We start from the raw sequence: 25,909 nt of genomic DNA, 5'->3' as shown, positions 1-25,909 counted from the left end.
CACCCGCGCAGACGAATTTCAAGACCGATTTCGGGAGCCGATATGCCAATTCAAGTGCTGATGCCTGCGCTGTCGCCCACGATGGAGAAGGGCAACCTCGCCAAATGGCTGAAGAAAGAGGGCGAGACGATCAAGTCAGGCGACGTCATCGCCGAGATCGAGACCGACAAGGCGACCATGGAGGTCGAGGCGACCGATGAGGGGACGCTCGGCAAGATCCTGATCCCCGAGGGCACCGCCGACGTTGCGGTGAACACGCCGATCGCGACCATTCTCGCCGACGGCGAGAGCGCCGCTGATCTCGGCAAGGCGTCCGGCGGCACCAGTGCCGCAGCCGAAGGCCGCGGAGGCCGCGCCTGCCGAAGCCAAGGCGGAAGCGCCGCAGCCCGCGGCGAAGGCGCCGGCCGCGCCCGCGACCGAGCCGCTGCCAGATCCGGAAATCCCTGCGGGTACCGAGATGGTGACGCAGACCATCCGCGAAGCGTTGCGCGATGCCATGGCCGAAGAGATGCGCCGCGACGCCGACGTCTTCGTGATGGGTGAAGAGGTCGCCGAATATCAGGGCGCCTACAAGGTGACCCAGGGCCTGCTCCAGGAATTCGGCGCCAAGCGCGTCATCGACACCCCGATCACCGAGCACGGCTTTGCCGGCGTCGGCGTCGGTGCCGCGATGACCGGCCTGAAGCCGATCGTCGAGTTCATGACCTTCAACTTCGCCATGCAGGCGATCGACCAGATCATCAACTCCGCGGCCAAGACGCTCTACATGTCCGGCGGCCAGATGGGCTGCTCGATCGTATTCCGCGGACCCAACGGCGCGGCCGCGCGCGTTGCCGCCCAGCACAGCCAGGATTACTCGTCCTGGTACTCGCACATTCCGGGCCTGAAGGTGGTCGCGCCATATTCAGCCGCCGACGCCAAGGGCCTGCTCAAGGCCGCGATCCGCGATCCCAATCCGGTGATCTTCCTCGAGAACGAGGTGCTCTACGGTCACACCGGCGAAGTGCCCAAGCTGGATGATTTCATCATCCCGATCGGCAAAGCGCGGATTGCCCGCGCCGGCAAGGACGTCACCATCATCTCCTGGTCGAACGGCATGACCTATGCGCTCAAGGCCGCCGACGAGCTCGCCAAGGACGGCATCGAGGCCGAGGTGATCGACCTGCGCACGCTGCGCCCGATGGACACCGAGACCATCGTCAACTCCGTCAAGAAGACCGGCCGCGCGGTCACAGTGGAAGAGGGCTGGGCACAGAGCGGCGTCGGCGCCGAGATCGCCGCGCGCATCATGGAAAACGCCTTCGACTATCTGGATGCGCCGGTTGCGCGCGTCTCCGGCAAGGACGTCCCGATGCCCTATGCCGCGAACCTGGAGAAGCTCGCGCTGCCCTCCGTCGCCGAGGTGGTCGCCGCCGCCAAGGCCGTATCCTACCGGTAACGCCGATGGCCGGTCCCAAGGAGCAGCCGCTGCCGCCTGACGTGATGGGCCGCGACGACGCCATCGAGGTGCTGCGCGCCTTCGTCGTCGACGGCGGGCTGTCGATGGCGTTCCAGCGCGCCTTCGAGGAACCCGACATGTGGGGCCTCTTGCTCGTCGATCTCGCCCGTCATGCTGCGCGCGCCTATGCGCGCGAGAGCGAATACACCGAGGAGGAGGCGCTCGCGCGCATCGTCGAGATGTTCGAAGCCGAAATCGCCCGGCCGACCGACATGGGCCAAACCAAACCGCGGTCGCAACAAGGTCACTGACAATGCCGATCAATATTCTCATGCCCGCTCTCTCGCCGACGATGGAGAAGGGCAACCTCGCCAAGTGGCTGAAGAAGGAAGGCGACAAGGTCAAATCCGGCGACGTCATCGCCGAGATCGAGACCGACAAGGCGACCATGGAGGTCGAGGCGATCGACGAGGGCACGATCGCCAAGATCCTGGTGCCCGAGGGCACGCAGGATGTCCCGGTCAACGACGTGATCGCCGTGCTCGCCGGCGAAGGCGAGGACGTGAAGGCTGCGGGCAGCGCCAGAGCGGGCGCCGCACCGGCGGCGAAACCCGCCGAAGCGCCGAAGCCCGCCGCACAGGCCGCGCCTGCGGCGGCTCCCGCACCGGCGGCGGCGCCGAAGCCGCCGGCCGCAGCGCCCGCAGCGGTGCCGCAGGCCGCTGCACCGGCCGCGCAAGCGAACGGCCACGCCCGCGTGTTCTCATCGCCTCTGGCGCGCCGGCTGGCAAAGGAAGCCGGCATCGATCTCGCCCGCATCACCGGCACCGGCCCGCATGGCCGCGTCATCGCGCGCGACGTCGACGAGGCCAAGTCCGGCAAGGGCCTGAAGGCGCCGGCGGCCGCGCCCGCCGCGGGATCGAGCATCGCGCCTACGATGTCGGACAAACAGATCCTGTCGCTGTTCGAGCCCGGCTCTTACGACATTGTCCCGCATGACGGCATGCGCCGCACCATTGCGCAGCGCCTGACCGCATCGATCCAGAACGTCCCGCACTTCTATCTCACCATCGACTGCGATATCGGCAAGCTGCTCGCCGCGCGCGAGGAGATCAATGCGGCGGCTCCCAAGGACAAGGAGAAGAAGCCGCTCTACAAGATCTCGGTCAACGACTTCGTCATCAAGGCGATGGCGGTGGCGCTGCAGAGGATCCCGAACTGCAACGTGAGCTGGACCGAAAGCGGCATGGTCAAGCATCACCATTCCGACGTCGGTGTTGCCGTCGCGATGCCCGGTGGCCTGATCACGCCGATCATCCGCAAGGCGGAGACCAAGACGCTCTCGACCATCTCCAACGAGATGAAGGATTTTGCCGCGCGCGCCCGCTCGCGCAAGCTCAAGCCCGAGGAGTACCAGGGCGGCACCACGGCCGTTTCCAACCTCGGCATGTACGGCATCAGCCACTTCACCGCCGTGATCAACCCGCCGCATGCGACGATCCTTGCGGTCGGCACCAGCGAGGAGCGCCCCGTCGTGCGCGGCGGCAAGATCGAGGTCGCGCACATGATGAGCGTGACCTTGTCCTGCGATCACCGCGCCATCGACGGCGCGCTCGGCGCCGAGCTGATCGGCGCCTTCAAGCAGCTGATCGAAAACCCCGTGATGATGATGGTCTGACGGGCATCCGCCATGTACGCGATCGTCGGTCCGTACGTCCTGCTCGCCGCCGTCGCCGTCGCGTTGCTTGTCGCGGTCAACCGCGACCTGATATCGACGGTCCAGTTCAGGATCATGATGATCGGCGCCGCGGTGCTGGCGCTGGCGTGGTCCGTGTTCCTCGGTGCGGTATGGCGGGAGTACGGATGAATGGCCGGCACGGCTCGCACGCGCTGGCCCTGGATCTCGCTGTTGCTGTCGGCCGCGCTGGTCTGCAATCCGGTCGGGCTCGATTTTCTTCGTTCTGCGTTCTTTGCCGGCGAGCAACTGGCGCGGAACATCGCCCAGCCGATTGTGCTCACCGCACTGGCCGTGATGGTCGTGGTGGTGGTGCTCGAATGGCTGGTGAGGTCATTGATCGCAAGACGCCGCGCCCGCGGCGCCTCACGTTGAGTTGAACGGGAGCCGCTATGGCCGACACATCCTTCGACATCATCATCATCGGCTCCGGTCCCGGCGGCTACGTCACCGCGATCCGTGCCGCGCAGCTCGGCTTCAAGACGGCAATCGTCGAAAAATCCTATCTCGGCGGCATCTGTCTGAACTGGGGCTGCATTCCGACCAAAGCGCTTCTGCGCTCGGCCGAGATCTATCACTACATGCAGCACGCCGGGGATTACGGCCTGTCGGCGGAGAAGGTCTCGTTCGATCCGAAGGCCGTGGTGCAGCGGTCGCGCGGCGTCTCCAAGCGCCTCAACGACGGCGTCGGCTTCCTGATGAAGAAGAACAAGGTCAGCGTGATCTGGGGCGCGGCCTCGATCGACGCGCCCGGCAAGGTCACCGTGAAGAAGTCCGATGTCGAGGCCCCCAAGGGGGCGTTGGGCGAGGGCACCTACCAGGCCAAGCACATCATCGTCGCGACCGGTGCGCGGCCGCGCGTGCTGCCCGGGCTCGAGCCCGACAAGAAGCTGGTGTGGACCTATTTCGAGGCGATGGTGCCGGAGCGCATGCCGAAATCGCTGCTGGTGGTCGGCTCGGGCGCGATCGGCATCGAGTTCGCCTCATTCTTCCACACCATGGGAAGCGACGTCACCGTGGTCGAGGTGCTGCCGCAGATCCTGCCCGTCGAGGATGCCGAGATCGCCGGCCTGGCGCGCAAGCGCCTGGAGAAGCAGGGCATCAAGATCATGACCTCGACCAAAGTGACCAAGCTGGAGAAGAAGGCCGACAGCGTCCTCGCCACCATCGACGACGGCAAGGAGAAGCCGCAGGCGGTCGAGTTCGAGCGGGTGATCTCGGCGGTCGGGGTCGTCGGCAACATCGAGAACATCGGCCTCGAAAAGCTCGGCGTGAAGACCGACCGCGGCATCGTCGTGGTCGACGGCTACGGCAAGACCAATATCCCCGGCATCTATGCCATCGGCGACGTTGCCGGCCCTCCGATGCTCGCGCACAAGGCCGAGCATGAAGGCGTGATCTGCGTCGAGGCGATCAAGGGCCTCAACCCGCATCCCATGGACAAGAACATGATCCCGGGCTGCACCTATTGTCATCCGCAGGTGGCGTCCGTGGGCCTCACCGAAGCCAAGGCGAAAGAGAGCGGCCGCGAGATCCGCGTCGGCCGTTTCCCCTTCGTCGGCAACGGCAAGGCGATCGCGCTCGGCGAGGACCAGGGCCTGGTCAAGGTGATCTTCGACAAGAAGACCGGCCAGCTCCTCGGCGCCCACATGGTCGGCGCGGAGGTCACCGAGCTGATCCAGGGCTACGTCGTCGCCATGAACCTGGAGACCACGGAAGAAGAGCTCATGCACACGGTCTTCCCGCATCCGACGCTGTCGGAGATGATGAAGGAAGCCGTGCTGGATGCGTATGGGCGCGTGCTGAATATCTGAGTGGCCGAATTCAGCTCGTCATGCGCGGACTTGACCCGCGCATCCATCAAGCGAAAGCTTTTTTGCAGATGGATCGCCGGGTCAAGCCCGGCGATGACGAGCGGAAAGAGCCGTTGACGCAAGAAGCCTGAGAAAGAACAGAGCCAGTGAAAGACAACGACAACCTCACCATCGAACGGCCGACCTTCGTCACCCATCTCGAATGCGCGATGGAGGGCGATCATTACGCCGCCGACCAGGTCCACAACCTCTCCAAGGCCGGCAAGCCGCTTCTTGTCCGCTACGACCTCGCCGGCGTGAAGAAGGCACTGACGAAGGATGCGCTGGCCCAGCGCCCCGGCGACATGTGGCGCTACCGCGAGCTGCTGCCGGTGCGCAAATGCGAGGACATCGTCTCGCTCGGCGAGGTCACGACGCCGCTGATCCGGCTGCCGAAGCTCGGGAAAAAGCTCGGGGGCGGCGAGATCATCGTGAAGGACGAGGGACGGCTGCCGACCGGCTCGTTCAAGGCACGCGGGCTCGTGATGGCGGTGTCGATGGGCAAGGCGCTCGGCATCAAGCACATGGCGATGCCGACCAACGGCAATGCCGGCGCGGCGCTGGCGGCTTACGCCACGTCCTGCGGCATCAAGACCACGATCTTCTGCCCCGCCGATACGCCCGAGGTGAATGTCAGCGAGATCGAGCTGCAGGGCGCGACCGTCTACCGCGTCAATGGCTATATCGATGATTGCGGCAAGATCGTCGGCGAGGGCAAGGCGAAAGTCGGCTGGTTCGACACCTCGACGCTGAAGGAGCCGTACCGCATCGAAGGCAAGAAGACGATGGGCCTCGAGCTCGCCGAGCAGCTCGGCTGGGACGTGCCCGATGTGATCTTCTATCCGACCGGCGGCGGCACCGGCCTGATCGGCATGTGGAAGGCTTTCGACGAACTCGAGAAGATCGGCTTCATCGGAAGCAAGCGCCCGCGCATGGTTGCGGTGCAGGCCTCGGGTTGTGCGCCGATGGTGCGCGCTTACGAAACCGGGACCGAGCACGCCACGCGCTGGGAGGACGCTCACACCATCGCCTCGGGCATCCGCGTGCCGCAGGCGATCGGCGATTTCCTGATCCTGCGCGCGGTGCGGGAGAGCAAGGGTTTTGCGATCGCCGTCGACGACGACAAGATCTCGTCGGCGCTGAACGAGGTTGCGCGCGAGGAGGGGCTGCTGCTCTGTCCCGAGGGCGCTGCCACCTACGCCGCCTACAAGCAGAGCCTCGCCGACGGCCGCGTCAGCAAGACCGACCGCGTGATGCTGTTCAACTGCGCGACCGGCCTGAAGTATCCGCTGCCGCCGGTCACCCGCACGCTCGACCGCCACAAGCCGATTGACTACGCGCAGTTCTGACGCCTCATCCGAAGGGCCATCTTGTCGAAAGGTGGCCCTTCAAAAATAATTGGAAACAAGAAAATTGAGGGAGAGCGTGATGCGGAAGCTGGTTCTGGCCGTGTTGGCGATGTTGGCGTTAACGGGGACCGCTTCCGCGGAAACCTATCCCGCGCGCCCGATCACCATCGTGGTGCCGTTTGCTGCCGGCGGCCCCTCGGATGCGATGGCACGCATCCTCGGCGAGCGCATGAAGCAGTCGCTGGGCGAGGTGTTGCTGATCGAGAACGTGACCGGTGCGGGCGGCTCGATCGGCGTCGGCCGTGCGGTGCGCTCGGCGCCCGACGGCTACACCATCTCGTTCGGCCATCTCGGCACCCATGTCGCGAATGGCGCGATCTACAAGCTCGGCTACGACCTCGTCACCGATCTCGTGCCGGTGGTGCTGCTGCCGAGCAACCCGATGATCATCGTCAGCAAGAACGCGGTACCTGCGACCTCGCTGAAGGAGTTGTTGGACTGGCTGAAGTCGCGGCCGTCGCCGCCGACCGCAGGCACCGCCGGCGCGGGCTCCGGCAGCCATATCGCGGGCGTCTATCTCGAGAACGTCTCCGGCATCAAGCTGCAATACGTGCCGTATCGCGGCACCGCGCCCGCGCTGAACGACCTCATCGCCGGCCAGATCGACCTCATCGTCGACCAGACCTCCAACTCCATCAACCAGGTCCGCGCCGGCACCATCCGCGCCTATGCGGTCACCGATTCCAAGCGGGTCGCGAATGCGCCCGACGTCCCGACGGTCGACGAGGCCGGCCTGCCGGGCTTCCACATGACGCTGTGGTCCGGCCTCTGGGTGCCAAAGGGTACCCCGAAGGAAATCGTGGCTAGGCTCAACGCCGCTGCGGTCGAGGCGATGGCCGATCCGGCCGTGCAGAAGCAGCTCGAGAATTTGGGCTTGCAGATGCCCCCCAAGGATCAGCTCACGCCCGAAGCGCTCGGCACCCGCCAGAAGGCCGAGATCGCAAAATGGTGGCCGATGATCAAGGCGGCGAACATCAAGGTGGATTGAAGGCGCAACGTCGTCCCGGCGAAGGCCGGGACCCATTACCCCAAATGTCGGTTGCGGCGCGACGCTGGGGCCACGTTCCCGATCACAATCAAACGCGGTGGCTATGGGTCCCGGCCTTCGCCGGGACGACAGCGTCTTACTGCGACGGCATTGCCTCAGCCGGCGCCGCGTTGCTCTCCTGCGTCACGACGCGCTCGCCGTTCTTGGCCACTGCCGTGTCGGCATCCTCGAACCGCACCTGGTAGACCGCGAAATTCTCCATGACGCGCTGGACGTAGTTGCGGGTCTCCGACAGCGGGATACGCTCGACCCAGTCGACCGGATCAACCTTGGGATCGCGCGGGTCGCCATAGGCCTTGATCCAGTCGCGGACGCGGCCGCGGCCGGCGTTGTAGCCGGCAAAGGTCATGATGTGGCAGTTGCGATATTCCGACAGCAAAGCGCTGAGCTCGGCCGCGCCCATCTGCGTGTTGTAGACGGGATCGGAGACCATCTTGCTCCAGTCATAGGTCAGGCCGAAGCGCTTGGCGGTGTCGCGGCCCGCTTCCGGCGTCACCTGCATCAGCCCGACCGCGTTGGCATGGGACTTGTCGCGCTGGTCGAACGAGCTTTCGGTGCGCGCGATCGAGTAGGTCATGCTGCGCCCGATATCGGGCGCGATCGGCGTGTGCTTGGGAATGCCGATCACCGGGAAGGCGTAATGGTCGAAGGCAAAGCCGCGCGCGAGTGCGATCTTGCCGATCTGCAGCATGGCGCGGGCATCGTTGCGGCGGCCGGTCAGCTCGCCGAGCGCCTCGAGCATTCCGACATCGGTGCTTTCCTCGGCGAGGTCGGCTACGAAATAGAGCACGACGTCGGGCTCGCCGATCGCATAGAGCATATCGGCGGCGCGGACCCGCTCGTCGGCCGCCATGCTGCCGGCGCTGGCCGCCGGCGAGGGCGCGCGCAGCTCGACGCCACCATCACGGCCGAGCCTGGCCAGCGCGAGCTGACCGTAATAGGCCGTCGGGTAGCGCGCGGCGGCTTGGTAGTCGGCCCGCATCGCCGCGGAATTGCCGAGTGCCTCGGCGGCGCGACCACGCCAATAGGCGGCGCGCGCCAGCACGGTCGGGTTGGTCTGGCCCTCGTCGATATGCGCGAAGTGCGCCGCGGCGGTCTTGGCGTTCGTTGAGATAACGCAGCGCGATCCAGCCGCGCATGAAGTGCATGTCGGAGCGGTAATAAGGATTGTCCGGCGCCGCCGCGGGCCGGATCACGTCATAGGCGGTCTTGAACTTGCCCTGGTCGAGCAGCTTGCGTGCGAGCATGCGGCGCTCGCGCCACCACTGGTCGGTGTCCTGCTGCGCCATCGTCTCGGGCTCAGCCGCGATCGTCACGCGCGCGGCTTCGTCGACCTTGTTCTTCGCGAGCAGCCACTGAATTCGGCACAGCGTGTAGCCGAGATCGCGGCGGGCCTCGGCCGGCACATCGTTGAGTGTGCCCTCTGCCTTGCTGGATTGTCCGCGGACCGCGCCGCAGGCTTTCACGATCGCCAGATCGTCGCTGCCGAGCCGCTGTGCCGCGCGCCTCGCGCCTGCGTAATCCTTGGCGCCGAGCCGCTTGTCCATGCGCGCGCGGTGATCGTCCCGCGTCAGCAGGTCCTTGAAGGCATCATAGGCGTCGCTCTCGGTGCGATCGGACAGTTCCTCCGAGCGCCAGGCTTCGCGCACCAGCCGGGTGGCGCCGTCGCGGTCGCCTTCGGCCAGCAGCGTGCGGGCGAGCGCGAACTTGCCCTTTGCGCTGATCGGCTGATCGAGGGTGAAGCCGTGCACCGTGGCCGGATCGCTGCGCTCCTGCCAGATCCGCGCTTCGGCGCGCTTGCGCAGCAGCGTGACGCTCGGCCAATCCGGATTGGCCGTCACGAATGCCGCGTAGCGGCTGAATGGCGCACTCGATTCCGAGTGGCGCAGCAGATACCACTCGACGAGTTTTCGCCCGACCGGGTCGGTGATTCTGGCCTGGATATCGGTCGCGTCGCTGGTCCTGCCTCTGCGCGCGGCAAGGATCGCGTCCCTGATCGTGGCGAGATCGCCCGACAATTGCGGCCCGGCGGATTTCTCCGGCTCGGGCGCCTTCTCAGCGGATTTGGAAGGAGCGGATTTGGCCTTTGCGGATTTTCGTTTATCGGCGCCATGTCTGGCGTGCCGCCGCTTGCCGGAGGCACTCTCGCGCGCGGCCTTGGCGCCATGCGCCTTCTTGTCCCCGTGGCCGCTCTTGGCCTGGTGCTGATGATGCGGCTTGGCGGTCGCCTGGACCGGAAGCAGCGCGAGCGCGGCGGCGGTGGCGAAGCACGCCAGCGGACGTAGGCAACGGTTCATTCCCTGGTCCCCCCTGAGAAACCATGAGGCACAACAGAACGCGTCTTACGGCGGCACAACCGCCGCAGATTATCACTACCCTCGATTCTCGAGTCTTAATGCAGCTGCAACTCAACAGGGAAAACGCGGCGAAATATGGAATATGGCGTGTGGAACCCGCGGGAACCGGGATTTTCACGGGTAAAGACGGACAGGCCGCACTGTGCTTTGACCGGTTCCGCGTGAGTTGTATCGTCATAGCGAGCAAGCGTGGGGCTGCCGATGTCACTGCCACATCACTTTTCGCCGGCCGGTTCGCCATGACGGCTCGCCTCAGAACCATCCTCGACGGCGGCCGCTATTTCGAAGGCCCGCGCTGGCATCTCGGGCGGCTCTGGTTCGTCGATTGCATGGCGCGGACGCTTCTGAGCATCAGCCCGTCGGGCGAGTTGCAGGAGCATGCTGCGCTGACCGACGACACGCCGTGCGGGCTCGGCGTACTGCCTGATGGCGACATCGTTGTGCTGACGATGTTCAGGAAGCGGCTGCTGCGGTTTTCCGATGGAGCGCTGTCGCTGCATGCCGATCTCTCCGAGGTCGCGACCGGCACGATCGACGACATGATCGTCGACGGGCAGGGACGCGCCTATGTCGGCGATCTCGGCTTCAACCTGCCGCCGCCGGAGCGCCGCGGTGCCGTCGGCCGCATTGTCCTCGTGACGCTCGACGGCCGTGCGCGCGCCGTCGCGGAAGGCTTGCGATTTCCCAACGGCATTGCCGTCTCATCCGACCATCGTCGGCTCGTCGTTGCCGAAATGGACGGCGCAGGTCTCGCCGAATACGACGTCGCGCCGGACGGCGGGCTGAGCCTGCGCGGGCGCTTCGGCAGCATCAACGATCCCGACGGCATCTGCCTTGATGCCAATGGGGCGACCTGGGTCGCGTCTTTCACGGAAGATGCTTTTGTGCGGATCGATCGCACCGGCGTGGAGCGCGAGCGCATCACGGTGTCCGGCCGCCGCGCGCTTGCCTGCGCGCTCGGTGGCGCGGACCGCAGGACGCTGTTCTGCCTGAGCGCGGAGACGTCCTACGAAGAGCTGCGCAAGGGCAGGTCCACGTCGCGGATCGATGTGGTCGAGGTCGACACGCCGGGTGATGGCTGTCCCTGACCCGACCGCAGGCGCGCCTCACCTCTTCTTTTTCTTCTCTTTCTTCCTCAGAATATCGGCCTGGCTCCTGAAGGCGCGGGCGAGAGAGCGCATCTGGTTGGCGACCATTGCGTCGGCCGTCGTCAATGCAACCCGCTCCGCGGTCTGCGCCTGCTTGCGAATTGCCTTGGCCATTTTCATGAAGGAACCAATCGTGCCGCGTCGTGCTGGTCCCTGCACGAGCGACCGCGCCTTGACGGCATCTCGGTGTCTTGAATTTCGTTCTTGTTTCGTTCATACTGGCGCGCTCCGGGGGAGTGCCGCCATGGACGCCGAGCGAGACCGCGAAATCATCAGGCTGTGGAACGAACTGCGCCGGCTGCAGCGCGAGGGGCATCCGACGGCGGTGCTGGTCCGCCGGATCGAGAAGGCGCTCGCGGAACGCGAGCAGGAGGCCGCCTGAAACTCCGGTCTTGCCGCGTCCCCTCTGCGCGAAAACGGTCTAGCGCCCGCCGTCCGGCCCCATCACGAGATCCGGCAGCCAGGTCGAGATCCCCGGCACGAAGCACAGCAGCAGCACTGCGAGCATCATCAAGAGCACGAAGGGCAGGGTGCCCCAGATCACCTCGCTGAGCGGAATGTCCGGTGCGACGTTGCGGATGACGAAGATGTTGAGGCCGACCGGTGGATGGATCAGCCCCATCTCCATCACGATGGTCATGACCACGCCGAACCAGATGATGTCGAAATTGGCGGCGCGCAGGGGCGGCAGGATGATCGGCGCGGTCATGAGAATGATCGACACCGGCGGCAGGAAGAAGCCGAGCACGACCACCATGACGAGGATCGCGAACAGCAGCTCCCAGCGCGGCAGGTGCATCGCGACGATGGATTCGGCGACCGATTGCGAGATGTGCAGATAGCTCATCACGTAGGAATAGAGCAGCGACATGCCGATGATCATCATCAGCATGGTCGATTCCCGGATCGTCGACTTCATGATGGGGGCAAGGTCGCTCGGCCGCCACACGCTGTAGATCGCGGCGATCAGCGCCAGCGCCAGCAGGCCGCCGAGCCCCGCGGTCTCCGACGGCGTGGCGTAGCCGCCATAGAGGGCGATCATGACACCGGTGAGCAGCAGCACGAACGGGATCACGCGCGGCAGCACGCTGAAGCGCTCGGCGAGCGTGTACTCGTCACGCTGCAGGATCGCCGCATCCTTGCCGGTCGCGTCATAGACGGCGCGGGCCATGGCATATTCCTGCCGGAAGCGGACCACGGCGTAGGCGCCGAACAGCGTGACCAGCAGGAGGCCAGGCCCGATGCCGGCCAGGAACAGCCGCCCCAGCGACTTTTCGGCCGCGACCGCAAACAGGATCATGGTGATCGAGGGCGGAAGCAGGATGCCGAGCGTGCCGCCGGCGGCGATGATCCCTGCGGCAAAGCCGCCGGAATAGCCGCGCTTGCGCATCTCGGGGATGCCGGCCGAGCCTATCGCCGAGCAGGTCGCAGGCGAGGAGCCCGCCATCGCCGCGAACAGCGCGCAGGCGAACACGTTGGCGACGCCGAGGCCGCCGGGGACCCGATGCAGCCAGGCGTGCAGCGCCGAATAGAGATCCTGGCCGGCGCGCGATTTGCCGATCGCCGCGCCCTTCAGGATGAAGAGCGGGATCGACAGCAGCGTGATCGAGGCCATTTCCTCGTAGACGTTCTGCGTCACCGTATCGAGCGAGGCCGAGGGCATGTAGATGCCCATGAACACGACGGCGACCGCGCCGAGCGCGAACGCAATCGGCATGCCCGAGAACATCGCAAACAGGGTGGCAAGTCCGTAGGAGATACCAATACCAAACACGGTCATCGGCGCGCGCCACCCGTCAACGGAATGATGATTTGCAGGAGGATCTGCACGCAGAGCAGCGTCATGCCCAACGCCATCAGCGAATAGGGAATGGCGAGCGGCGGCGACCACATCGAGTTCGAGACCTGGCCGTCGACATAGGCTTCATGGGCGAGTGTCCAGGATTTCCAGGTGAAGAAGGCGCAGAACAGGAACGTCGCGGCATCGACCAGCCAGAGCCGGATCCGGTTCGCCAGCGGCGAGAGCAGCCCGACGAAGGCCTCGATGCCGATATGGCCGCGCTGGCTCTGCACGTAGGCCGCCGTCATGAAGGTCGCGCCGACCAGCAGGAACACGGCAGCCTCGTCCTGCCAGTAATTGGCGGCCTTGAACAGAGCGCGGCTGAGCACGCTGTAGCTCAGGATGGTGCAGGCCGCGACCAGCGCGATCGACGCGAACACCACGATGATGTTATTGCAGATCGACAGCGCGCGCCCAAGCAAGGCCACGGGCGTGTTGCCCGCGGCGCTGCTTGCGGTTTCGGCCTGATCCGTGACCGGACCATGCCTCATGCCGCGACGTCGATGGCGAGCTTGAGCAGGTTTGCTGCGGTCGCCGTCTTGCCGCTGTAGTCCTTCCAGGCGGTGTCGCGGGCGATGTCCCGCCACTTGCCGACGGTCGCGGCGTCGAGCGCGGAGACCTTGGCGCCGGCCTTCTCATAGACCTTGGCGACCTCGACGTCGTCGTCCTGCGCGCCCTTGCGGCCGAAGGTTTCGAGCTCGGTACCGACCGCGAGCAGGATGTCCTGGTGGTTCTTCGGCAGCTTGTCGAAGATCGCCTTCGACATCATCAGGGGCTCGAGCATGAACCAGTAGGAGGTGCCCGCGCCCGAGGTCAGGGACTTCGCGACCTCTTCGAGGCGGAACGAGATCAGGCTGGTCGAGGAGGTGATGCCGGCATCGCAGGCGCCGGTCTGCATCGCCGCGTAGATTTCGTTGGAGGGGACCGACAGCACCGAGGCCCCGGCGGTCTGAAGCACCATGTCCATCTCGCGCGAGCCGCCGCGCACCTTCATGCCCTTGGCATCTTCGGGCGCGACGATCGGCTTGGAGCGGCTGGCGACGCCGCCGGCCTGCCAGACCCAGGTGAGCAGGATGATGCCCTTGTCGGCGAGGAAATCGGTCAGCGCCTTGCCGACCGGCTCCTTCTTCCAGCGCAAGCCCTGGTCGTAGGTGGTCACGAGGCCCGGCATCAGGCCGATATTGGTTTCCGGCACCTCGCCGCCGGCATAGGGCATCGGATAGAGGCTGATGTCGAGCGCGCCCTTGCGCATCGCGGAGAACTGCGCGTTGGTCTTGATCAGCGAGGAGTTCGGATAGATCTCGGCGGCGATGTCGCCATTGCTGCGCTTGCTGATCTCGGCGGCGAACATGCGGCAGAGCCGGTCGCGGAAATCGCCCTTGTCGATGGTGCCGCCCGGGAACTGGTGCGAGATCTTCAGCGTGGTCGCGGCGTGCGCCGTACCGATGCCCATCCGCAGGACGGCGGGTGCGGCGAGGGCGGAAGCGAGGACGTGGCGGCGTGTGAGCATTGTTCTCCCCTGAGAGCTTCTTGAGTGGCTGTTAGGCCGGCGCGGAGCTTTAGCTTAGCCGGTCTTCGCGTGAATATTCTCTAGTCTGATAGTTCGAGGCGCCCTGATAGTGCGAGCCGATACGCGGCTGCAAGTCCTGACGTTCAAGTCCTGACGTTCAAGTCCTGACGTTCAAGCCTTGCCGTTGCTGCGGCGCACACAGCCGCGCGCCGGCCCGTGGCTATTCAACCGTCGCGCGACCATCCGTTGGGGACCGCGCCGCGCCGCTTCAAGAATTTGTTATTGGAGGTAACGACGGCCGGCGCAAGTGCGTCGGGTAGAGAGCGGCAAGTCGTCGCGCTCACATTCGACCACACAAGGGATCATCACCATGACCACCAAGACCCGCCTCGGCCTTTCCGCCGCGCTGCTCTCGTTCAGCCTCGCGTTGGCCCCGGCCGCCTTTGCTCAGGACAAGATGGGCAAGGATGACGGCATGATGAAGAAAGACACGATGTCCAAGGACGGCATGAAGAAGGACGGTGGCATGATGAAGAAGGACGACGCCATGAAGAAGGACGGCGGCGCGATGATGAAGAAAGACGACGGCATGAAGAAGAACTGACTGCCGTCATCGCCCGCTGTCCGCAGGCCCGCCGCTCTGGCGGGCCTGGTTGCGCCTTAGCGCTTCTTCTTGCCGCGCTCCTTGCGTGCCGCGTAGCGGGCATCGCGCTTGGCCTTCTGCTCGGCGAGCAGCGCCTCCTCGCGGGCGGCTTCCTCTTCCTTCTCGCGCGCAATGCGCGCGGCCTCGGCGGCTGCGGCCTCTTCCTCGCGGCGCTTCTGCTCGGCCTTTTCGGCCTCACGGGATTCCTTGGCCTTGGCGCGGCGGTCGGCGATCGCCGCGCGCTCCTCGGCACGTGCCTTCACAGCGGGATCGTCGGCTCCCGGCTGGGCGCGAAACTTGTTGAGGAGGTTTTGCCGCGCCTGCAGGGCCGCTTTCTGGCGGTCGGCAAAACCCGGTTCCTTGAAGCCACTCATAGAGGAAGCCTTGCTGCTTTCTGTTCGGGTGATGGATGGGGTTGGTTCGGCGTTTCAATAAGTGAATGGCGACGAAATTGCCAGTGGCGAACGGAGGGCTGTGGAGCAAGGGAGATATGAGCCAGCGTCAAGCGGCCATCGTTCGCGCTCCGCGGGCGCGTGGTGAGTGGCTGGTCACCAAGGGCTGTTGAAAAGTTCAGCCGCGCTGGAGGTGCTCGCGTCGTCCGTTACCCAGGACCTTGGCGACCGTCTCGGCGGTCATCGCGCTCCGGTCCGAGGCGCGCTGGGCTTCCAGCCTGTCGCGCGCCTTTTCGGCGATCAGCAGGCTGATCAGCCGCTGCCTGCTGCTCTCATCGACAGCCTCCGAGAGCAACTGCCTGTAACGCTGATAGTCGTACGTCGTCGCTTCTTGTTCGCTCATCGGCACGCCCCGCACACGCGCTCCACTTCAGCGAGTAGTTTTTCGCGAGTCGCCCCTGGCTCGCAACGGAATTGCGGTGCCGACCGCCGCGGCCGTGCATTTCGTTGTGCGACTGTTGCAGAATTGATCGCACGCAACCGTGCAAAGGGTCATGATGCGGACCGTGGCAATCGGGAACTGAAGCTCGCATGAGCGAATCCGACGACGGAGGCAGCAGAAGGGGCGCGCTGATCGGACTGCTGGTCGCAGCGGTCATGCTCGCGGTCGGCCTCTGGCTCGCGCATGACCTGACGGCGGCGAGCAAGATGCAGGACTGCCTGATGTCGGGCCGGACCAACTGTAATGTGATCGAGCCGGCGCGCTGACGCCGTCTTGCGGCAGTGCAATATCGATCCCACATCAAGCCCAAAGACTCGGGCTGAACTGTTTGATCCCGGTTGTGATTCCGATCACACGCGGACGGGCGGGCTGCCTCGACTCCTGGAGATCGGCGGGAACCAAGGCCATGATGTCCAAGCTGTGGTCCGGAAAGGGCGCGGCGCTGGCTGCCGCAGGCGCGGCGGGTGCCGTTTTGGTGGCGTATCTATCCCTGACGCTGGCGTCGCCCGAGCCGGTGTCCAATGCGGCGCTCGGGCCGGAATGGCAATGCAGCCGGGTTGCCTTCGTGCTGACCACCTGCACCCGGGGGACCGAGGCGGAACGCGAGGCTGAGGCCAAGCCGGAGGGCGAGGTCAAGGCGATCCCGGTGCGGGCGAAGGACGACTGTCCGCCAGAACTCTAGCGCCGTATTTCAAGTCATTTCTTGGTGGTACCGCGCGGCTTGATCGACAGGCCGAGGCGCATGGCCATCTTCTTGATCCGCTCCGGCGAGCGGCCGGTCGCCTTCACGACCTCCTCCAGCGACTTCGAGGAGCGTGCCAGTTCCATCAGTCGTCGGTCCTCCTTGAACGACCACCGCGGCTTTCGGGCCATCTTGTTGGTTTCCTTGTGCATTGCTGGGCAACAAAGCCGCCAGGCGGGGTCGCCTGACGGCCTTGCCGGTGTGGGCCCGGACCTTGGGGAAATGTCCGGTGGATAAGCAATACTGCTTCCGAATAAGGCCGCAATTGAAACCGGAATTTAACCTAACCCATCAAGGTTACTTGCAACGTTACTTGGATACGGCGTGGCAGGAGGCCTTATGCGCAAGGTCGCCATTTTGAGTGCCGCAGCATTTTTACTGTCCGGTTGCTGGTCCGACCCGGAGGTTACGGGATCGACCAACAGCTGTGCGGCCAATCTTTACAGTCAGTACAATCCCAAGGTCATGGATCAGTGCGTCAACGCCTGCATCAAATGTGACCGCGGCAACGTGACCACCTGCACGACCTCCTGCACGCTGAAGGGCGCGCGGTGATTGATCCGCGCACCTGATGCCGGCGAGGCCTCGTGGCGTCACGTCAGCGGGCCGCCTTGCGTGGCGCGATGATCGCCTTTATCGCGTCTGGGCAGCGGCGCCGTCGGCGCGCCGGACACTGAGAGCGTGGAACGGGGCGCGATGAGCGGGCTTTCCTATGTCGCGGTGGACTGGGGCACCAGCAGCTTCCGGCTCTGGCTGATCAGCGCCAGTGGCAAGGTGCTCGGTGAGCGCCGCAGCGATGAAGGCATGACCACGGCCGCCAGGACCGGCTTTGCGCCGGTGCTACAATCGCATCTCGATGCGCTGGGCGCGGCGGCCGATTTGCCGGTCGTGATCTGCGGCATGGCCGGCGCGCGGCAGGGCTGGGTCGAGGCCGGCTATATCGATACGCCGGCGCATCTGACGGACATCCTCAACGGCGCCGTCGTGGTCAGCGGGCAGGCGCGCGAGATCCTTATCCTGCCTGGGATCGCGCAGCGCGATGCCGCCGCGCCCGACGTCATGCGCGGCGAGGAGACCCAGCTGCTGGGTGCGCTCGGCTTGAACGCGCCAGGCGAGGCTCTCGTCTGCATGCCGGGAACGCATTCCAAATGGGTGAAGGTCCGCGGCGGAACGGTCGAGCGCTTTGCGACCTTCATGACCGGAGAGTTGTTCAACACCATCCTGTCGCATGCCGTCGTCGGCGCCGAGGAAGCGGTTGATGGCGATGCGTTCCGCGCGGCTGTCGCGGCGGCATTCGCGGCTCCGGCGCTATCGGCCAATCTGCTGTTTCGCGTGCGGTCGCGGCAGCTGCTGTTCGGCGGCAGCGCACAGGCCGCGCGCGAGACGATCTCCGGCACGCTGATCGGCGTTGAGCTCGCGGCCGGCCTTGCGGAGCGGGAGCAGGGAGCGCCGGTTACGCTGATTGCCTCGGGCCGGTTGCAGCGGCTCTATCAGATGGCGCTCGAAGCCCTTTCGATTCCGCTCGATGCCGTGGACGCGGAGGAGGCGGTTCGCCGAGGCCTCGCCGGCGCGGCGGCGACGATCTGGAAGAAGTGAGGGATCAACGCATGAGTATTCCGTTTCCGCCGATGAAGCGGCCGCTGGTCGCGATCCTGCGCGGCGTCAAGCCCGAGGAGACCGAGGCCATTGTCGGCGTGCTGATCGAAGCCGGCATGACCGCGATCGAGATTCCCTTGAACTCGCCCGATCCGTTCCGCTCCATCGCGATGGCGGTGAAGCAGGCGCCATCAGGCGTGTTGATCGGCGCCGGCACGGTGCTGACCGCGGCAGATGTCGATCGTCTCGACGAAGTCGGCGGCAAGCTCATGGTCTCGCCCAATGTCGACACCGAGGTGCTGGCGCGTGCGCGGGACCACGCGATGATCACGATGCCCGGCGTGTTTTCGCCGACCGAGGCGCTGCTCGCCGCGCGCGCGGGTGCGTCGAGCCTGAAATTCTTCCCGGCGAGCGTGCTCGGCGCCTCCGGCATCGCCGCGATCAGGGCCGTGCTGCCGGCCGGCGTGATGATCGCCGCCGTCGGCGGCGTCTCGGACCAGAACTTTGCGGAGTATGTGAAGGCGGGCATTCGCGCCTTCGGTCTCGGCAGCAGCCTCTACAAGCCGGGCATGACGGCCGCGGAAATTGCCGTCAGGGCAAGGGTGACGATCGAGGCTTATGACAGGGCCGTGGCGGACGCCGACTAAAGCGCGATGCGATCAGGATGAATCGTCTTCGCGCTTTAGGTTGTTGTTTGAGCATGATCTTTTCGGAAAACCGCTGCGCACCTTTCCGGATCATGCCTTAGACCCAAAGCAAGTGCGCTAATCGTCCCGCCTGCCGCCGTCGATCACCCTGAACAGCGGGGCCGCCTCGCGCGGATTCTCGAGCAGTTCTTCGACCATGGCGATCGCGGCCGCGACGTATTTCCCGGTCGCGGCGTCCAGCGGACGTTCGGCTTCGTCCGAGAGCGCGAGCCTTGCGCCTTCGAGCAGCTTGCGGGTGCGGACGGCGGACTCGTCGCCCGCGGTGAGGGCGACGCGCGCGATCGATCGCAGCACGAACAATTCGCCCTCCAGCCGCAGCAGGCGGTCGTTCAGCTTGCTCAGGACGGTGTTCAGGTTCCGCATGACGCGCTCTCCGGGCATTGGACCCGTCTTCCATACACGGTCATTCCTGACGAAATTCTTGTGACGACCACGCACCATTTGGTTGGTTGAATGGCATCCCGGATCTCCTCATGTTCCCGGCGGCCCGGGCGTTGCCATTTGACGAAGGCGTCGATGGCCCTAATAGAATGGCCGCGGTCCGGCGCCGCCCGGGAGGCGCGTCAGCTTCACCCCATCGCAACGAGGGAATAGATATGAGGATTGCCGTCGAAACGACCGTTGCCGCGCCGATCGCGGATGTCTGGCGCGCCTACACGACGCCCGACGACATCAAGCAGTGGAACGCGGCTTCCGACGATTGGCACACGACCGCCGCGACCGTCGACCTGCGCACCGGCGGCGCCTTCTCGTCGCGGATGGAAGCCAAGGACGGCAGCATGGGGTTCGATTTCGCCGGCACCTACACCAGGGTCGAGGAGCTCCGTCTGCTCGAATATTCGTTCGGCGATCGCAGCGCGCAGGTCGCGTTCACGCCGGAGACCGGCGGCGTCAAGGTGCAGGTCAGCTTCGACAGCGAGGATACCCATTCGGTCGAGCAGCAGCGCGGCGGTTGGCAGGCGATCCTGGACAATTTCAAGCGTTACGTCGAAGCCAAGCGGCGGTCCTGATCCGGCGATCGGAGGGCGTCGTGACGCTGAAGCGACCGCGCGCGGCGATGCCGGAAAGCATCCGCCGCGAGCTCGATGCGAGCGGACTGATGCAGTCGTTCAAGGCGCGCCCGCCGTATCGGCGCAACGACTATCTGCACTGGATCGGCCGCAGCGTGCGAACTGCAACACGGCGCAAGCGGATCGACCATATGCTGGCGGAATTGAAGGCCGGTGGAGTGTATATGGGAATGGCGCATCGGCCGAGCAAACCAAAGTGAAACTCTCGCGGCGTGATCGCTGCGCGCTGTGCGTCCTCATCGCTCGCTTGATGTTTTGGTCGCGCGAATCCTCATCGAAGAAAAAGTCGATCTCGGAATCGTCCATCGCGGTCCTGAAAAATATCGACGACCGACGCGCGCACTCACGATCTTCTAGCGAGGCATTCTTGGATTAAGAAATTGCGAAGCGCGCTGCCGGCGCTCACGGGCAAGTGGAACCTGCAATCGCACGAACGGAAAGCGATCAGTCCCTCAATCGCGGCCGGAACTTTGTTCACGCACGGAGAACTACGGAATCGTTTCGTGCGCTGAATGATAAAAACGGCGAGTGATTTCACGGCACACGGCGAACATCGAAAAAGAAAGGCCTCAGCGCGTGGGCCACGCTGAGGCCAAGTAGACACTTTGGTCGTGAGGCACCGTCGCCGGCGCCTCGGTGCCTAACCTACCTTTGTTTCTGTGTTTCCAAATGGCCCATTTGGGCCATGCCGCGTGATAGCCAATTTGGGACATGCGCCGCTGGCACAAAGTGTGCACACTTGGAGCTGTCAGGATTTTGCATCACCTTCCTGGGGCTAGGGCCAGCGCCGTTCGCATGTATTTCAAGCGGACGGCGTTGTGCATTCTGGCGACCGCGCGGGCCATGGCTTGGCTGCGCCCAGGGTCAGCGGTCCACCGGCCGAATCTCGAGGTTCTCGATTTTCAGGGGGCGGCGTTGAGGGGACGTTCTGCTCGTTCAACGGATGCAGCGTGATCGGCGTATTCGTGCCGCCGGCGAGAACGTTGACGCCGGCGCCCTCGGCATGGGCGTAGCCGCCGGCGAGATCGTCGCTGCCAAGCCACGGCACCGGCGCCATCACCTTCCAGGTCATGGCGACTTCTTGATCTCCGATCAAAACACCGAGGTTGCGGATGGCTGCGACATAACGACCGTCCGGCGTGCTATCGACGTGCAGCACGCAATTGAGGTTGGTCACCGGACCCACGACGAACCCGGTATCGGGTCCGCCGCGACACTCAAGCGTTCCGGCCTGCACCTGCTGCGCATTGGCGGCTGCGAGCGGCGCAGCGAGAACCGCCGCACCACACACAGCAGAGGCGATCGAACGGCATGTCATACGCATGGTGCCGGACAACGCGGATCGGCGCGCAATCGGCCCATTCCCCGCGAGCGGCCTTCGTTTGTGGTTAAGAGAGCCTTAGAGATGGGTTTGATTGCTGCCGACGGTCGACGTTCGCGAGCGATCGGCCAGGAAGACGACGATCAAGCAACGGCGATCCCTTTTTCATCGCCGTGCCGGCTGACACCTCGATTGTGTATCTATCGCCGTCGAACGAGCGTGCTTGATTTCCAGGCAGGAGAGTAACGGGGCGAGGCAAAGGACCGGTCCCGGCGCTGACGCCAAGCCGTTCGGATCACGGCGGTGAGCCTGTCCCGAAAAATTACGCCGCCGGGCTCGAAATGCATTGTCCCGGCGGCGCCTGTTCGAATCTGGGCCCGCAATCCCAGTCATGTTTGTGTCTGCAAAACCGGCGCCAAGGTTCGAGCGCCCCCGTAATCATACGGGGACTTGGGGGCCCGCGATGGATTGGTGTTGGCTGCGTGTGTGCTGGCGAAGGTCCGATTGTCCGTGTGATCCAAGCCGCGGCGCGAGAACGGCTGATCGCCACCGATGCTCCGCCCGCTCAGATATGATGCTCGAGCTTCCGCATCTCCTGCAGGCGAGCCAGGCAGAAATCCCGATACAATTCGTTGATGAAATCCCACATGACCTAATCCCCTTGGTCCAATGCCGGGACACTACGCCGGGTTTGTTTCCGGCCGGCTTCGCGGCTTGCGGAAAATGGTTTCATCGAGGAGGGAGGGTGGCGATCCCGGCAGGATTCGAATCTGCAACCCGCGGAGTAGAAACAAACCGGGCGCCGTGCCGCCGCGCGATCTCCTCCTCGCAATCGGCATTGAGCTGCCGCGCCTGGCGCGCTGCCCATGCCCGGTCACGCTCGCGGCACGCGTCGCTCTCGCTGCAGCTCGCGCGTCCGCAGGTCAGGTGCCGTAGACGTCCTGATACCTGATCCGCGCGTGGCGCTCGCCTTCGCCGTTGACGTCGAGCATCGAGACGCTGCCTTCGCGGCAGGAAACGTGTCGCGACAAAGCGTCAATAAAGAGTGATTAGCGAAATCGCTCGCAGCCAAATATTAGACGATCGGTCTAATTTATGGGTCTCGGTAAAATGCAGTGATTGGCTTTGGCGGAGTTCGGTCGCTGCCGAGCGCTGACGGATTGATCGAGACATCTTCAATAAGCAACGTCCGCCGACTCCTTCGCGGTTGGCTGGTTTCCAGCATGAGAGGTCACGCATGTTTCGCAGTATCGCGCTTGGAATGACGATCACTCTCGCAATGGCTCTAACCGCGCCGGTGGCCATTGCGCAGCAAAAGCACCACGTCAGCTATGATACGCCGGCAACTCAGACGGTATACACCCAACAACACGTCATCGACGTTGGCGACATTCCGGGACATCAAGCTCGGCTCTTCGAAATTCGGCGGACCTATGGGGGCGATGCCCCCATGATCAACGGGTCGAAGTTGAAGGAGCAGTGGACGCGCGGCATGTCGGACTACATCGATAACAATGGTCCGGCCCTCATCTACAACGTCTGGATACTGGAGAATGGCGACAAGTTTTTTGTCAGGACATCTCTGGTCGCCCAAAGCAGTGGAGACGGGAAGCTTACAAACATGACATCGGGCGTCATTACTGGAGGCACAGGTAGCCTCGCCAGGATTTGTGGCATCATTAGCAGCCACGGGCCGTCCGAGCCGAAGGCCGGCGTCAATGCCAATCAGACCGACATCGACTATTGGATGGAGTGAGAAGGTCTTCGCGACAGGCGATGGACCGGTGAGAAATTGCCGATCCATGATGTCCGCTTCTGATACGGCGTATCGTGATCAAAAAATGCTCGGAACCATCCGCTATCGACTATGGAGAATTCCCATGCCGCACCGTCGAAACGGGCCAATTGGGATGTTCTTGTTTTGCTTGTTCACCCTCATGTCGACGGCACGGCCCGCGAGCGCGGAAGTCACCCGGATCGAGTTCACGTCGAAGCAGCCTTACGGCACATTTCGTGCCGGCGATTATGTGATTTGGCAGGGCAAGATCCACGGCGACCTATCGCCGCAAGAGGTCATTCCGGGGATCGACAAGGCGTCGCGCAATGAACGTGGGCGCGTCGACTACGCCGCGAAGATTATTCTCATGATGCCGGCGGCTCCTCGCGGGGGAAACGGCGCATTGCTGGTGGACGTACCCAACCGCGGGCAAGTCTGGGCCGAGGCGATCTACAACTCGCCACGCGATGTGCGATTCCTCCCGGGCACGCTGGAGCAGGGCACGGGCTTTCTCCAGGATCACGGTTTCGCGGTTGCGGAGGTTTTTTGGGAGCTTGGACAGGGCGCGGACCTGCCTTCGTTCGCCGACGCCGACGGCAAGACACGCTTCGTCGAGGGAGTGGGCTTTGCGATCGTCCGCGACGCCGCGGATTTCCTCGCGCATGCAGCCTCCGACAAGGGTGGAACGCCCAACCCGCTCGGGGGAGCGATCAACCGCGTGCTCGCGAGCGGCAGGTCCCAGGATGGACGATTCCTGAAAACCTTTCTCCTGAACGGCTTCAACATGATGGGCAACCGGCGCGTCTTCGACGGCATGCATGTGTTCGTCTCGGCCGCCGGCCTTCTTCCGATCCTTCAGACGGGCGTTGGACCAATGTCGAGCGCCGAGGGGGCTCCCACATTCGACAATCCGGATTTTCCCGGCGTGAATGACGGACCTCTCACGATCGGCGAGATCACGGCCAAGGTCGAGGCGCGCGGCGAGGTGCCTCCGAAGATGTTACTCGTCAGCTCCACCACGGACTACTATTCGCTGCGCGCTTCGCTTGGCCGCACAGGCGCGTCCGGAACCGCGGATCAGCCACTGCCCGCCAATGCGCGGATGTACGATATCGCGGGCGGCCCGCACGTACCCGCCCCCAGGGCACCGGCCTGCACACTGACGCCGGGCCGCCTCGATTGGGCGCCGCTGTCGCGGGCCCTCCTGCTGCACCTTGATGCCTGGGTGAGCCGCGGCGCCAAGCCGCCCGCCAGCGAACTTATGCCGCTTGAAGCCGCGGGCGGCGAGCCACCTGCGCTGCGCGCCCCGACCCGGCTTTCCGCCGCAGTCATACAGGTGCCGAAGCGCGATCAGGACGGCAACGCGCTCGGCGGCGTACGGCTGCCGGATGTCGCGGTGCCGACCGGCACCAATGGCGCCCAGAACCAGCCGCAGACATTCACCTGCATGCTGATCGGGTCCTTCTCGCCATTCGCAGCGACGAAAGCGGAACGAGAGCGTACCGGTGACGCCCGCCCGTCGATCGAAGAGCGCTATCACGGCCGCGACGATTACGTGAACCGGATTCGGGTTGCCGCGCAGGATCTCATTAAGCGCGGATTCATGCTGCCGGAAGATGCAGCGGTGATCATTCAGGAAGCCGCGTCGAGCAACCTGTTCGCGCCCGCACCAGTGAATACCGAACCACGGTGAAGGTTCGTCCGCATCACAGGCGGTTTGCTTCTCCTAGACGATCGGTCTATTACGATCTGCATGAGCAAGACGCTGCCTCGCCGCCGTCGCGGGCGACCACCTAAAGAACTTGCCGGCACTAGCGCGACCCGTGACGCGCTGGTCCGTGCAGGTGTCGTCATGCTGACGGAGAAGGGCTATTCCGCGACGGGGATCGAGGAAGTCTTGCGTAGCGTCGACGTGCCGAAGGGCTCGTTCTACCACTACTTTGCGAGCAAAGAAGCGTTTGGAGCGGAACTGATCGACAGCTACGCCAGCTATTTTTCGCGGAAGCTCGACAGCTTCTTCCTGAAAGAGCAGCATCCCCCGCTCGAAAGGCTCAGGGGTTTTACCGACGATGCTGCGTCTGCCATGAAGCGCTTCCGCTATACGCGCGGCTGTTTGGTGGGCAATCTTGGCCAGGAGATGGGTGCACTTCCACAATCTTTTCGTCGGCAACTATTCGATGTGTTCATCGACTGGCAGCAGCGCACAGCCAAGTGCTTGAAGTATGCTCAAACCATGGGTGCGATCTCTTCCAGCCACGATTGCGACTGGCTTGCCGAATTCTTCTGGATCGGCTGGGAGGGCGCGGTCCTGCGCGCCAAACTCGAGCGCCGTTCCGAGCCGCTTCACTCCTTCTCGAAAGGCTTTTTCAAGCTTCTCAGTAAATGAGCCTTTTTGTCATTGGGTCGTTCAATATTACTGTATCTTCCTTTTCCCCAACCCCGCACTAGGCGGACATCTTCTCAAACCGCTTGATCAGCCGCTCCCGCTTCAGCCGCGACGGCCTGCCGATCCAGAACATCCCATCGAGTTGCTCGATCTCGTGCTGATGGCAGACGGCGCGCAGACCGTCGGAGTCTTCGGTCTGCATGTTGCCGTAGACGTCCTGACAGCGGATGCGGATGCGCGCGTGGCGCTCGACCTCGTTGTTGACGCCGGGCATCGAGACGCTGCCTTCGCGGTGCAATCGTTTCGTTGTGCGGAATAGGTCCGGGGATCTTCCGGTGATTTGGTGCAATATCTGGCGACAAACAGCGCCATTGATCCGCATTTGTTCTACACAAAGCGTGAATTTGCTTTGCGTCGCAAACCGGTTAAAGGCCCTTG

Annotated in this window: 30 protein-coding genes and 2 pseudogenes; 21 read left to right on the top strand and 11 right to left on the bottom strand. The window is 64.4% G+C overall.

Features of this window, described 5'->3' with window-relative positions; genetic code table 11:
- Positions 1-42: 42 nt before the first annotated feature.
- The 8 genes and pseudogenes from RX327_RS21185 (at position 43) to RX327_RS21150 (ending at position 7,420) form a co-directional block, all read left to right on the top strand.
- Positions 43-1,438: pseudogene (locus tag RX327_RS21185) on the top strand (pyruvate dehydrogenase complex E1 component subunit beta).
- A 5-nt stretch (positions 1,439-1,443) separates the two neighbouring features.
- Complete coding sequence (locus tag RX327_RS21180) at positions 1,444-1,749, top strand: DUF5076 domain-containing protein (protein ID WP_317247011.1); 306 nt, start codon at positions 1,444-1,446, stop codon at positions 1,747-1,749.
- A 2-nt stretch (positions 1,750-1,751) separates the two neighbouring features.
- A complete protein-coding gene (locus RX327_RS21175; protein ID WP_317247010.1) occupies positions 1,752-3,113 on the top strand; it encodes a pyruvate dehydrogenase complex dihydrolipoamide acetyltransferase in 1,362 nt (453 codons plus the stop codon).
- Positions 3,114-3,125: 12 nt separating this feature from the next.
- Positions 3,126-3,302 carry a hypothetical protein gene (locus RX327_RS21170; RefSeq protein ID WP_167350393.1) on the top strand — a complete coding sequence of 59 codons (177 nt, stop codon included), beginning with the start codon at positions 3,126-3,128 and terminating at the stop codon, positions 3,300-3,302.
- Entirely contained in the window at positions 3,303-3,545 is a 243-nt protein-coding gene (locus tag RX327_RS21165) for a hypothetical protein (protein WP_317247009.1), read from the top strand.
- A gap of 17 nt (positions 3,546-3,562) precedes the next feature.
- Positions 3,563-4,984: a dihydrolipoyl dehydrogenase gene (lpdA, locus tag RX327_RS21160; RefSeq protein ID WP_317247008.1), complete on the top strand. Its 1,422-nt coding sequence runs from the start codon at positions 3,563-3,565 to the stop codon at positions 4,982-4,984.
- A gap of 146 nt (positions 4,985-5,130) precedes the next feature.
- On the top strand, positions 5,131-6,372 hold the full coding sequence (locus RX327_RS21155) for a threonine synthase (RefSeq protein WP_317247007.1): 1,242 nt from the start codon (positions 5,131-5,133) through the stop codon (positions 6,370-6,372).
- 79 nt (positions 6,373-6,451) lie between these two features.
- On the top strand, positions 6,452-7,420 hold the full coding sequence (locus tag RX327_RS21150; protein ID WP_317247006.1) for a tripartite tricarboxylate transporter substrate binding protein BugD: 969 nt from the start codon (positions 6,452-6,454) through the stop codon (positions 7,418-7,420).
- Between the two features lie 136 nt (positions 7,421-7,556).
- On the opposite strand, the pseudogene RX327_RS21145 reads toward RX327_RS21150, so the two are convergent.
- Positions 7,557-9,777 (bottom strand): annotated as a pseudogene (locus RX327_RS21145) (transglycosylase SLT domain-containing protein).
- 23 nt (positions 9,778-9,800) lie between these two features.
- Here RX327_RS21145 and RX327_RS21140 point away from each other — a divergent pair.
- Positions 9,801-10,925 (top strand): SMP-30/gluconolactonase/LRE family protein, encoded by a 1,125-nt coding sequence (locus RX327_RS21140; protein ID WP_317247005.1) that lies wholly within the window; start codon positions 9,801-9,803, stop codon positions 10,923-10,925.
- 18 nt (positions 10,926-10,943) lie between these two features.
- On the opposite strand, the gene RX327_RS21135 is transcribed toward RX327_RS21140, so the two are convergent.
- A complete protein-coding gene (locus tag RX327_RS21135; protein ID WP_160321748.1) occupies positions 10,944-11,105 on the bottom strand; it encodes a hypothetical protein in 162 nt (53 codons plus the stop codon).
- Between the two features lie 124 nt (positions 11,106-11,229).
- On the opposite strand from RX327_RS21135, the gene RX327_RS21130 reads away from it, so the two are divergent.
- Complete coding sequence (locus RX327_RS21130; protein ID WP_157341227.1) at positions 11,230-11,367, top strand: hypothetical protein; 138 nt, start codon at positions 11,230-11,232, stop codon at positions 11,365-11,367.
- Between the two features lie 39 nt (positions 11,368-11,406).
- Here the strand turns inward: RX327_RS21130 and RX327_RS21125 are convergent, their stop codons facing one another.
- The 3 genes from RX327_RS21125 to dctP are packed head-to-tail and all read right to left on the bottom strand — an operon-like array spanning position 11,407 to position 14,335.
- Positions 11,407-12,765, bottom strand: coding sequence for a TRAP transporter large permease (locus RX327_RS21125; RefSeq protein WP_317247004.1), 1,359 nt, complete (start codon positions 12,763-12,765; stop codon positions 11,407-11,409).
- On the bottom strand, positions 12,762-13,316 hold the full coding sequence (locus RX327_RS21120) for a TRAP transporter small permease (protein WP_317247003.1): 555 nt from the start codon (positions 13,314-13,316) through the stop codon (positions 12,762-12,764). The genes RX327_RS21125 and RX327_RS21120 overlap by 4 nt, the downstream gene beginning before the upstream one ends.
- Complete coding sequence (gene dctP, locus RX327_RS21115; RefSeq protein WP_317247002.1) at positions 13,313-14,335, bottom strand: TRAP transporter substrate-binding protein DctP; 1,023 nt, start codon at positions 14,333-14,335, stop codon at positions 13,313-13,315. The genes RX327_RS21120 and dctP overlap by 4 nt, the downstream gene beginning before the upstream one ends.
- A 370-nt stretch (positions 14,336-14,705) precedes the next feature.
- On the opposite strand from dctP, the gene RX327_RS21110 reads away from it, so the two are divergent.
- On the top strand, positions 14,706-14,939 hold the full coding sequence (locus RX327_RS21110; RefSeq protein ID WP_410712070.1) for a hypothetical protein: 234 nt from the start codon (positions 14,706-14,708) through the stop codon (positions 14,937-14,939).
- 56 nt (positions 14,940-14,995) lie between these two features.
- Here the strand turns inward: RX327_RS21110 and RX327_RS21105 are convergent, their stop codons facing one another.
- Positions 14,996-15,352, bottom strand: coding sequence for a DUF6481 family protein (locus RX327_RS21105; RefSeq protein ID WP_050384537.1), 357 nt, complete (start codon positions 15,350-15,352; stop codon positions 14,996-14,998).
- A 196-nt stretch (positions 15,353-15,548) separates the two neighbouring features.
- Positions 15,549-15,773, bottom strand: a complete 225-nt coding sequence (locus RX327_RS21100; protein WP_028331884.1) for a hypothetical protein — start codon at positions 15,771-15,773, stop codon at positions 15,549-15,551.
- Between the two features lie 188 nt (positions 15,774-15,961).
- On the opposite strand from RX327_RS21100, the gene RX327_RS21095 reads away from it, so the two are divergent.
- Positions 15,962-16,138, top strand: a complete 177-nt coding sequence (locus RX327_RS21095) for a hypothetical protein (protein WP_162832424.1) — start codon at positions 15,962-15,964, stop codon at positions 16,136-16,138.
- 140 nt (positions 16,139-16,278) lie between these two features.
- A complete protein-coding gene (locus RX327_RS21090; protein WP_050384538.1) occupies positions 16,279-16,554 on the top strand; it encodes a hypothetical protein in 276 nt (91 codons plus the stop codon).
- 14 nt (positions 16,555-16,568) lie between these two features.
- Here the strand turns inward: RX327_RS21090 and RX327_RS21085 are convergent, their stop codons facing one another.
- Positions 16,569-16,745, bottom strand: coding sequence for a hypothetical protein (locus RX327_RS21085; protein ID WP_167350394.1), 177 nt, complete (start codon positions 16,743-16,745; stop codon positions 16,569-16,571).
- Positions 16,746-16,953: 208 nt separating this feature from the next.
- Between RX327_RS21085 and RX327_RS21080 the strand changes: the two genes are divergently transcribed.
- The 3 genes from RX327_RS21080 (at position 16,954) to RX327_RS21070 (ending at position 18,857) form a co-directional block, all read left to right on the top strand.
- Entirely contained in the window at positions 16,954-17,169 is a 216-nt protein-coding gene (locus RX327_RS21080; RefSeq protein WP_026192800.1) for a hypothetical protein, read from the top strand.
- A gap of 141 nt (positions 17,170-17,310) precedes the next feature.
- Entirely contained in the window at positions 17,311-18,210 is a 900-nt protein-coding gene (locus RX327_RS21075; RefSeq protein ID WP_317247001.1) for a 2-dehydro-3-deoxygalactonokinase, read from the top strand.
- 11 nt (positions 18,211-18,221) lie between these two features.
- Positions 18,222-18,857 (top strand): 2-dehydro-3-deoxy-6-phosphogalactonate aldolase, encoded by a 636-nt coding sequence (locus RX327_RS21070; protein ID WP_317247000.1) that lies wholly within the window; start codon positions 18,222-18,224, stop codon positions 18,855-18,857.
- A gap of 117 nt (positions 18,858-18,974) precedes the next feature.
- Here RX327_RS21070 and RX327_RS21065 read toward each other — a convergent pair whose 3' ends face one another.
- Positions 18,975-19,280, bottom strand: a complete 306-nt coding sequence (locus RX327_RS21065) for a hypothetical protein (protein ID WP_050384599.1) — start codon at positions 19,278-19,280, stop codon at positions 18,975-18,977.
- A 233-nt stretch (positions 19,281-19,513) separates the two neighbouring features.
- Here RX327_RS21065 and RX327_RS21060 point away from each other — a divergent pair, with 233 nt between their 5' ends.
- The gene (locus RX327_RS21060; protein ID WP_050384541.1) at positions 19,514-19,927 is read left to right on the top strand and encodes an SRPBCC family protein; all 414 of its coding nucleotides are present in this window, start codon (positions 19,514-19,516) and stop codon (positions 19,925-19,927) included.
- Positions 19,928-19,947: 20 nt separating this feature from the next.
- Positions 19,948-20,187, top strand: coding sequence for a YdeI/OmpD-associated family protein (locus RX327_RS21055; RefSeq protein WP_082190588.1), 240 nt, complete (start codon positions 19,948-19,950; stop codon positions 20,185-20,187).
- A gap of 602 nt (positions 20,188-20,789) precedes the next feature.
- Here the strand turns inward: RX327_RS21055 and RX327_RS21050 are convergent.
- Positions 20,790-21,323 carry a DUF992 domain-containing protein gene (locus RX327_RS21050; protein WP_317246999.1) on the bottom strand — a complete coding sequence of 178 codons (534 nt, stop codon included), beginning with the start codon at positions 21,321-21,323 and terminating at the stop codon, positions 20,790-20,792.
- A gap of 1,222 nt (positions 21,324-22,545) precedes the next feature.
- Here RX327_RS21050 and RX327_RS21045 point away from each other — a divergent pair.
- The 3 genes from RX327_RS21045 (at position 22,546) to RX327_RS21035 (ending at position 25,471) form a co-directional block, all read left to right on the top strand.
- On the top strand, positions 22,546-23,064 hold the full coding sequence (locus RX327_RS21045) for a hypothetical protein (protein WP_317246998.1): 519 nt from the start codon (positions 22,546-22,548) through the stop codon (positions 23,062-23,064).
- A gap of 124 nt (positions 23,065-23,188) precedes the next feature.
- On the top strand, positions 23,189-24,778 hold the full coding sequence (locus tag RX327_RS21040) for an alpha/beta hydrolase domain-containing protein (RefSeq protein ID WP_317246997.1): 1,590 nt from the start codon (positions 23,189-23,191) through the stop codon (positions 24,776-24,778).
- Positions 24,779-24,838: 60 nt separating this feature from the next.
- Entirely contained in the window at positions 24,839-25,471 is a 633-nt protein-coding gene (locus RX327_RS21035; RefSeq protein WP_317246996.1) for a TetR/AcrR family transcriptional regulator, read from the top strand.
- 58 nt (positions 25,472-25,529) lie between these two features.
- Here the strand turns inward: RX327_RS21035 and RX327_RS21030 are convergent, their stop codons facing one another.
- Entirely contained in the window at positions 25,530-25,853 is a 324-nt protein-coding gene (locus RX327_RS21030; RefSeq protein WP_317246995.1) for a peptide deformylase, read from the bottom strand.
- Between the last annotated feature and the right edge of the window lie 56 nt (positions 25,854-25,909).

This window comes from Bradyrhizobium sp. BEA-2-5 (assembly GCF_032918025.1).
Taxonomy (GTDB): Bacteria; Pseudomonadota; Alphaproteobacteria; order Rhizobiales; family Xanthobacteraceae; genus Bradyrhizobium; species Bradyrhizobium pachyrhizi.
Note: the sequence above shows the minus strand (reverse complement) of the source record. Positions and strands in the feature narration are given on the sequence as shown.

What these genes read in the sequence shown, in the direction of transcription:
- RX327_RS21180 (WP_317247011.1), top strand. Translation starts at nt 1,444, where the DNA reads ATGGCCGGTCCCAAGGAGCAGCCGCTGCCGCCTGACGTGATGGGCCGC.
- RX327_RS21175 (WP_317247010.1), top strand. Translation starts at nt 1,752, where the DNA reads ATGCCGATCAATATTCTCATGCCCGCTCTCTCGCCGACGATGGAGAAG.
- RX327_RS21170 (WP_167350393.1), top strand. Translation starts at nt 3,126, where the DNA reads ATGTACGCGATCGTCGGTCCGTACGTCCTGCTCGCCGCCGTCGCCGTC.
- RX327_RS21165 (WP_317247009.1), top strand. Translation starts at nt 3,303, where the DNA reads ATGGCCGGCACGGCTCGCACGCGCTGGCCCTGGATCTCGCTGTTGCTG.
- lpdA (WP_317247008.1), top strand. Translation starts at nt 3,563, where the DNA reads ATGGCCGACACATCCTTCGACATCATCATCATCGGCTCCGGTCCCGGC.
- RX327_RS21150 (WP_317247006.1), top strand. Translation starts at nt 6,452, where the DNA reads ATGCGGAAGCTGGTTCTGGCCGTGTTGGCGATGTTGGCGTTAACGGGG.
- RX327_RS21140 (WP_317247005.1), top strand. Translation starts at nt 9,801, where the DNA reads ATGAGGCACAACAGAACGCGTCTTACGGCGGCACAACCGCCGCAGATT.
- RX327_RS21135 (WP_160321748.1), bottom strand. Translation starts at nt 11,105, where the DNA reads ATGAAAATGGCCAAGGCAATTCGCAAGCAGGCGCAGACCGCGGAGCGG.
- RX327_RS21130 (WP_157341227.1), top strand. Translation starts at nt 11,230, where the DNA reads ATGGACGCCGAGCGAGACCGCGAAATCATCAGGCTGTGGAACGAACTG.
- RX327_RS21125 (WP_317247004.1), bottom strand. Translation starts at nt 12,765, where the DNA reads ATGACCGTGTTTGGTATTGGTATCTCCTACGGACTTGCCACCCTGTTT.
- RX327_RS21120 (WP_317247003.1), bottom strand. Translation starts at nt 13,316, where the DNA reads ATGAGGCATGGTCCGGTCACGGATCAGGCCGAAACCGCAAGCAGCGCC.
- dctP (WP_317247002.1), bottom strand. Translation starts at nt 14,335, where the DNA reads ATGCTCACACGCCGCCACGTCCTCGCTTCCGCCCTCGCCGCACCCGCC.
- RX327_RS21110 (WP_410712070.1), top strand. Translation starts at nt 14,706, where the DNA reads ATGACCACCAAGACCCGCCTCGGCCTTTCCGCCGCGCTGCTCTCGTTC.
- RX327_RS21105 (WP_050384537.1), bottom strand. Translation starts at nt 15,352, where the DNA reads ATGAGTGGCTTCAAGGAACCGGGTTTTGCCGACCGCCAGAAAGCGGCC.
- RX327_RS21100 (WP_028331884.1), bottom strand. Translation starts at nt 15,773, where the DNA reads ATGAGCGAACAAGAAGCGACGACGTACGACTATCAGCGTTACAGGCAG.
- RX327_RS21095 (WP_162832424.1), top strand. Translation starts at nt 15,962, where the DNA reads ATGAGCGAATCCGACGACGGAGGCAGCAGAAGGGGCGCGCTGATCGGA.
- RX327_RS21090 (WP_050384538.1), top strand. Translation starts at nt 16,279, where the DNA reads ATGATGTCCAAGCTGTGGTCCGGAAAGGGCGCGGCGCTGGCTGCCGCA.
- RX327_RS21085 (WP_167350394.1), bottom strand. Translation starts at nt 16,745, where the DNA reads ATGGCCCGAAAGCCGCGGTGGTCGTTCAAGGAGGACCGACGACTGATG.
- RX327_RS21080 (WP_026192800.1), top strand. Translation starts at nt 16,954, where the DNA reads ATGCGCAAGGTCGCCATTTTGAGTGCCGCAGCATTTTTACTGTCCGGT.
- RX327_RS21075 (WP_317247001.1), top strand. Translation starts at nt 17,311, where the DNA reads ATGAGCGGGCTTTCCTATGTCGCGGTGGACTGGGGCACCAGCAGCTTC.
- RX327_RS21070 (WP_317247000.1), top strand. Translation starts at nt 18,222, where the DNA reads ATGAGTATTCCGTTTCCGCCGATGAAGCGGCCGCTGGTCGCGATCCTG.
- RX327_RS21065 (WP_050384599.1), bottom strand. Translation starts at nt 19,280, where the DNA reads ATGCGGAACCTGAACACCGTCCTGAGCAAGCTGAACGACCGCCTGCTG.
- RX327_RS21060 (WP_050384541.1), top strand. Translation starts at nt 19,514, where the DNA reads ATGAGGATTGCCGTCGAAACGACCGTTGCCGCGCCGATCGCGGATGTC.
- RX327_RS21045 (WP_317246998.1), top strand. Translation starts at nt 22,546, where the DNA reads ATGTTTCGCAGTATCGCGCTTGGAATGACGATCACTCTCGCAATGGCT.
- RX327_RS21040 (WP_317246997.1), top strand. Translation starts at nt 23,189, where the DNA reads ATGCCGCACCGTCGAAACGGGCCAATTGGGATGTTCTTGTTTTGCTTG.
- RX327_RS21035 (WP_317246996.1), top strand. Translation starts at nt 24,839, where the DNA reads ATGAGCAAGACGCTGCCTCGCCGCCGTCGCGGGCGACCACCTAAAGAA.
- RX327_RS21030 (WP_317246995.1), bottom strand. Translation starts at nt 25,853, where the DNA reads ATGCGGATCAATGGCGCTGTTTGTCGCCAGATATTGCACCAAATCACC.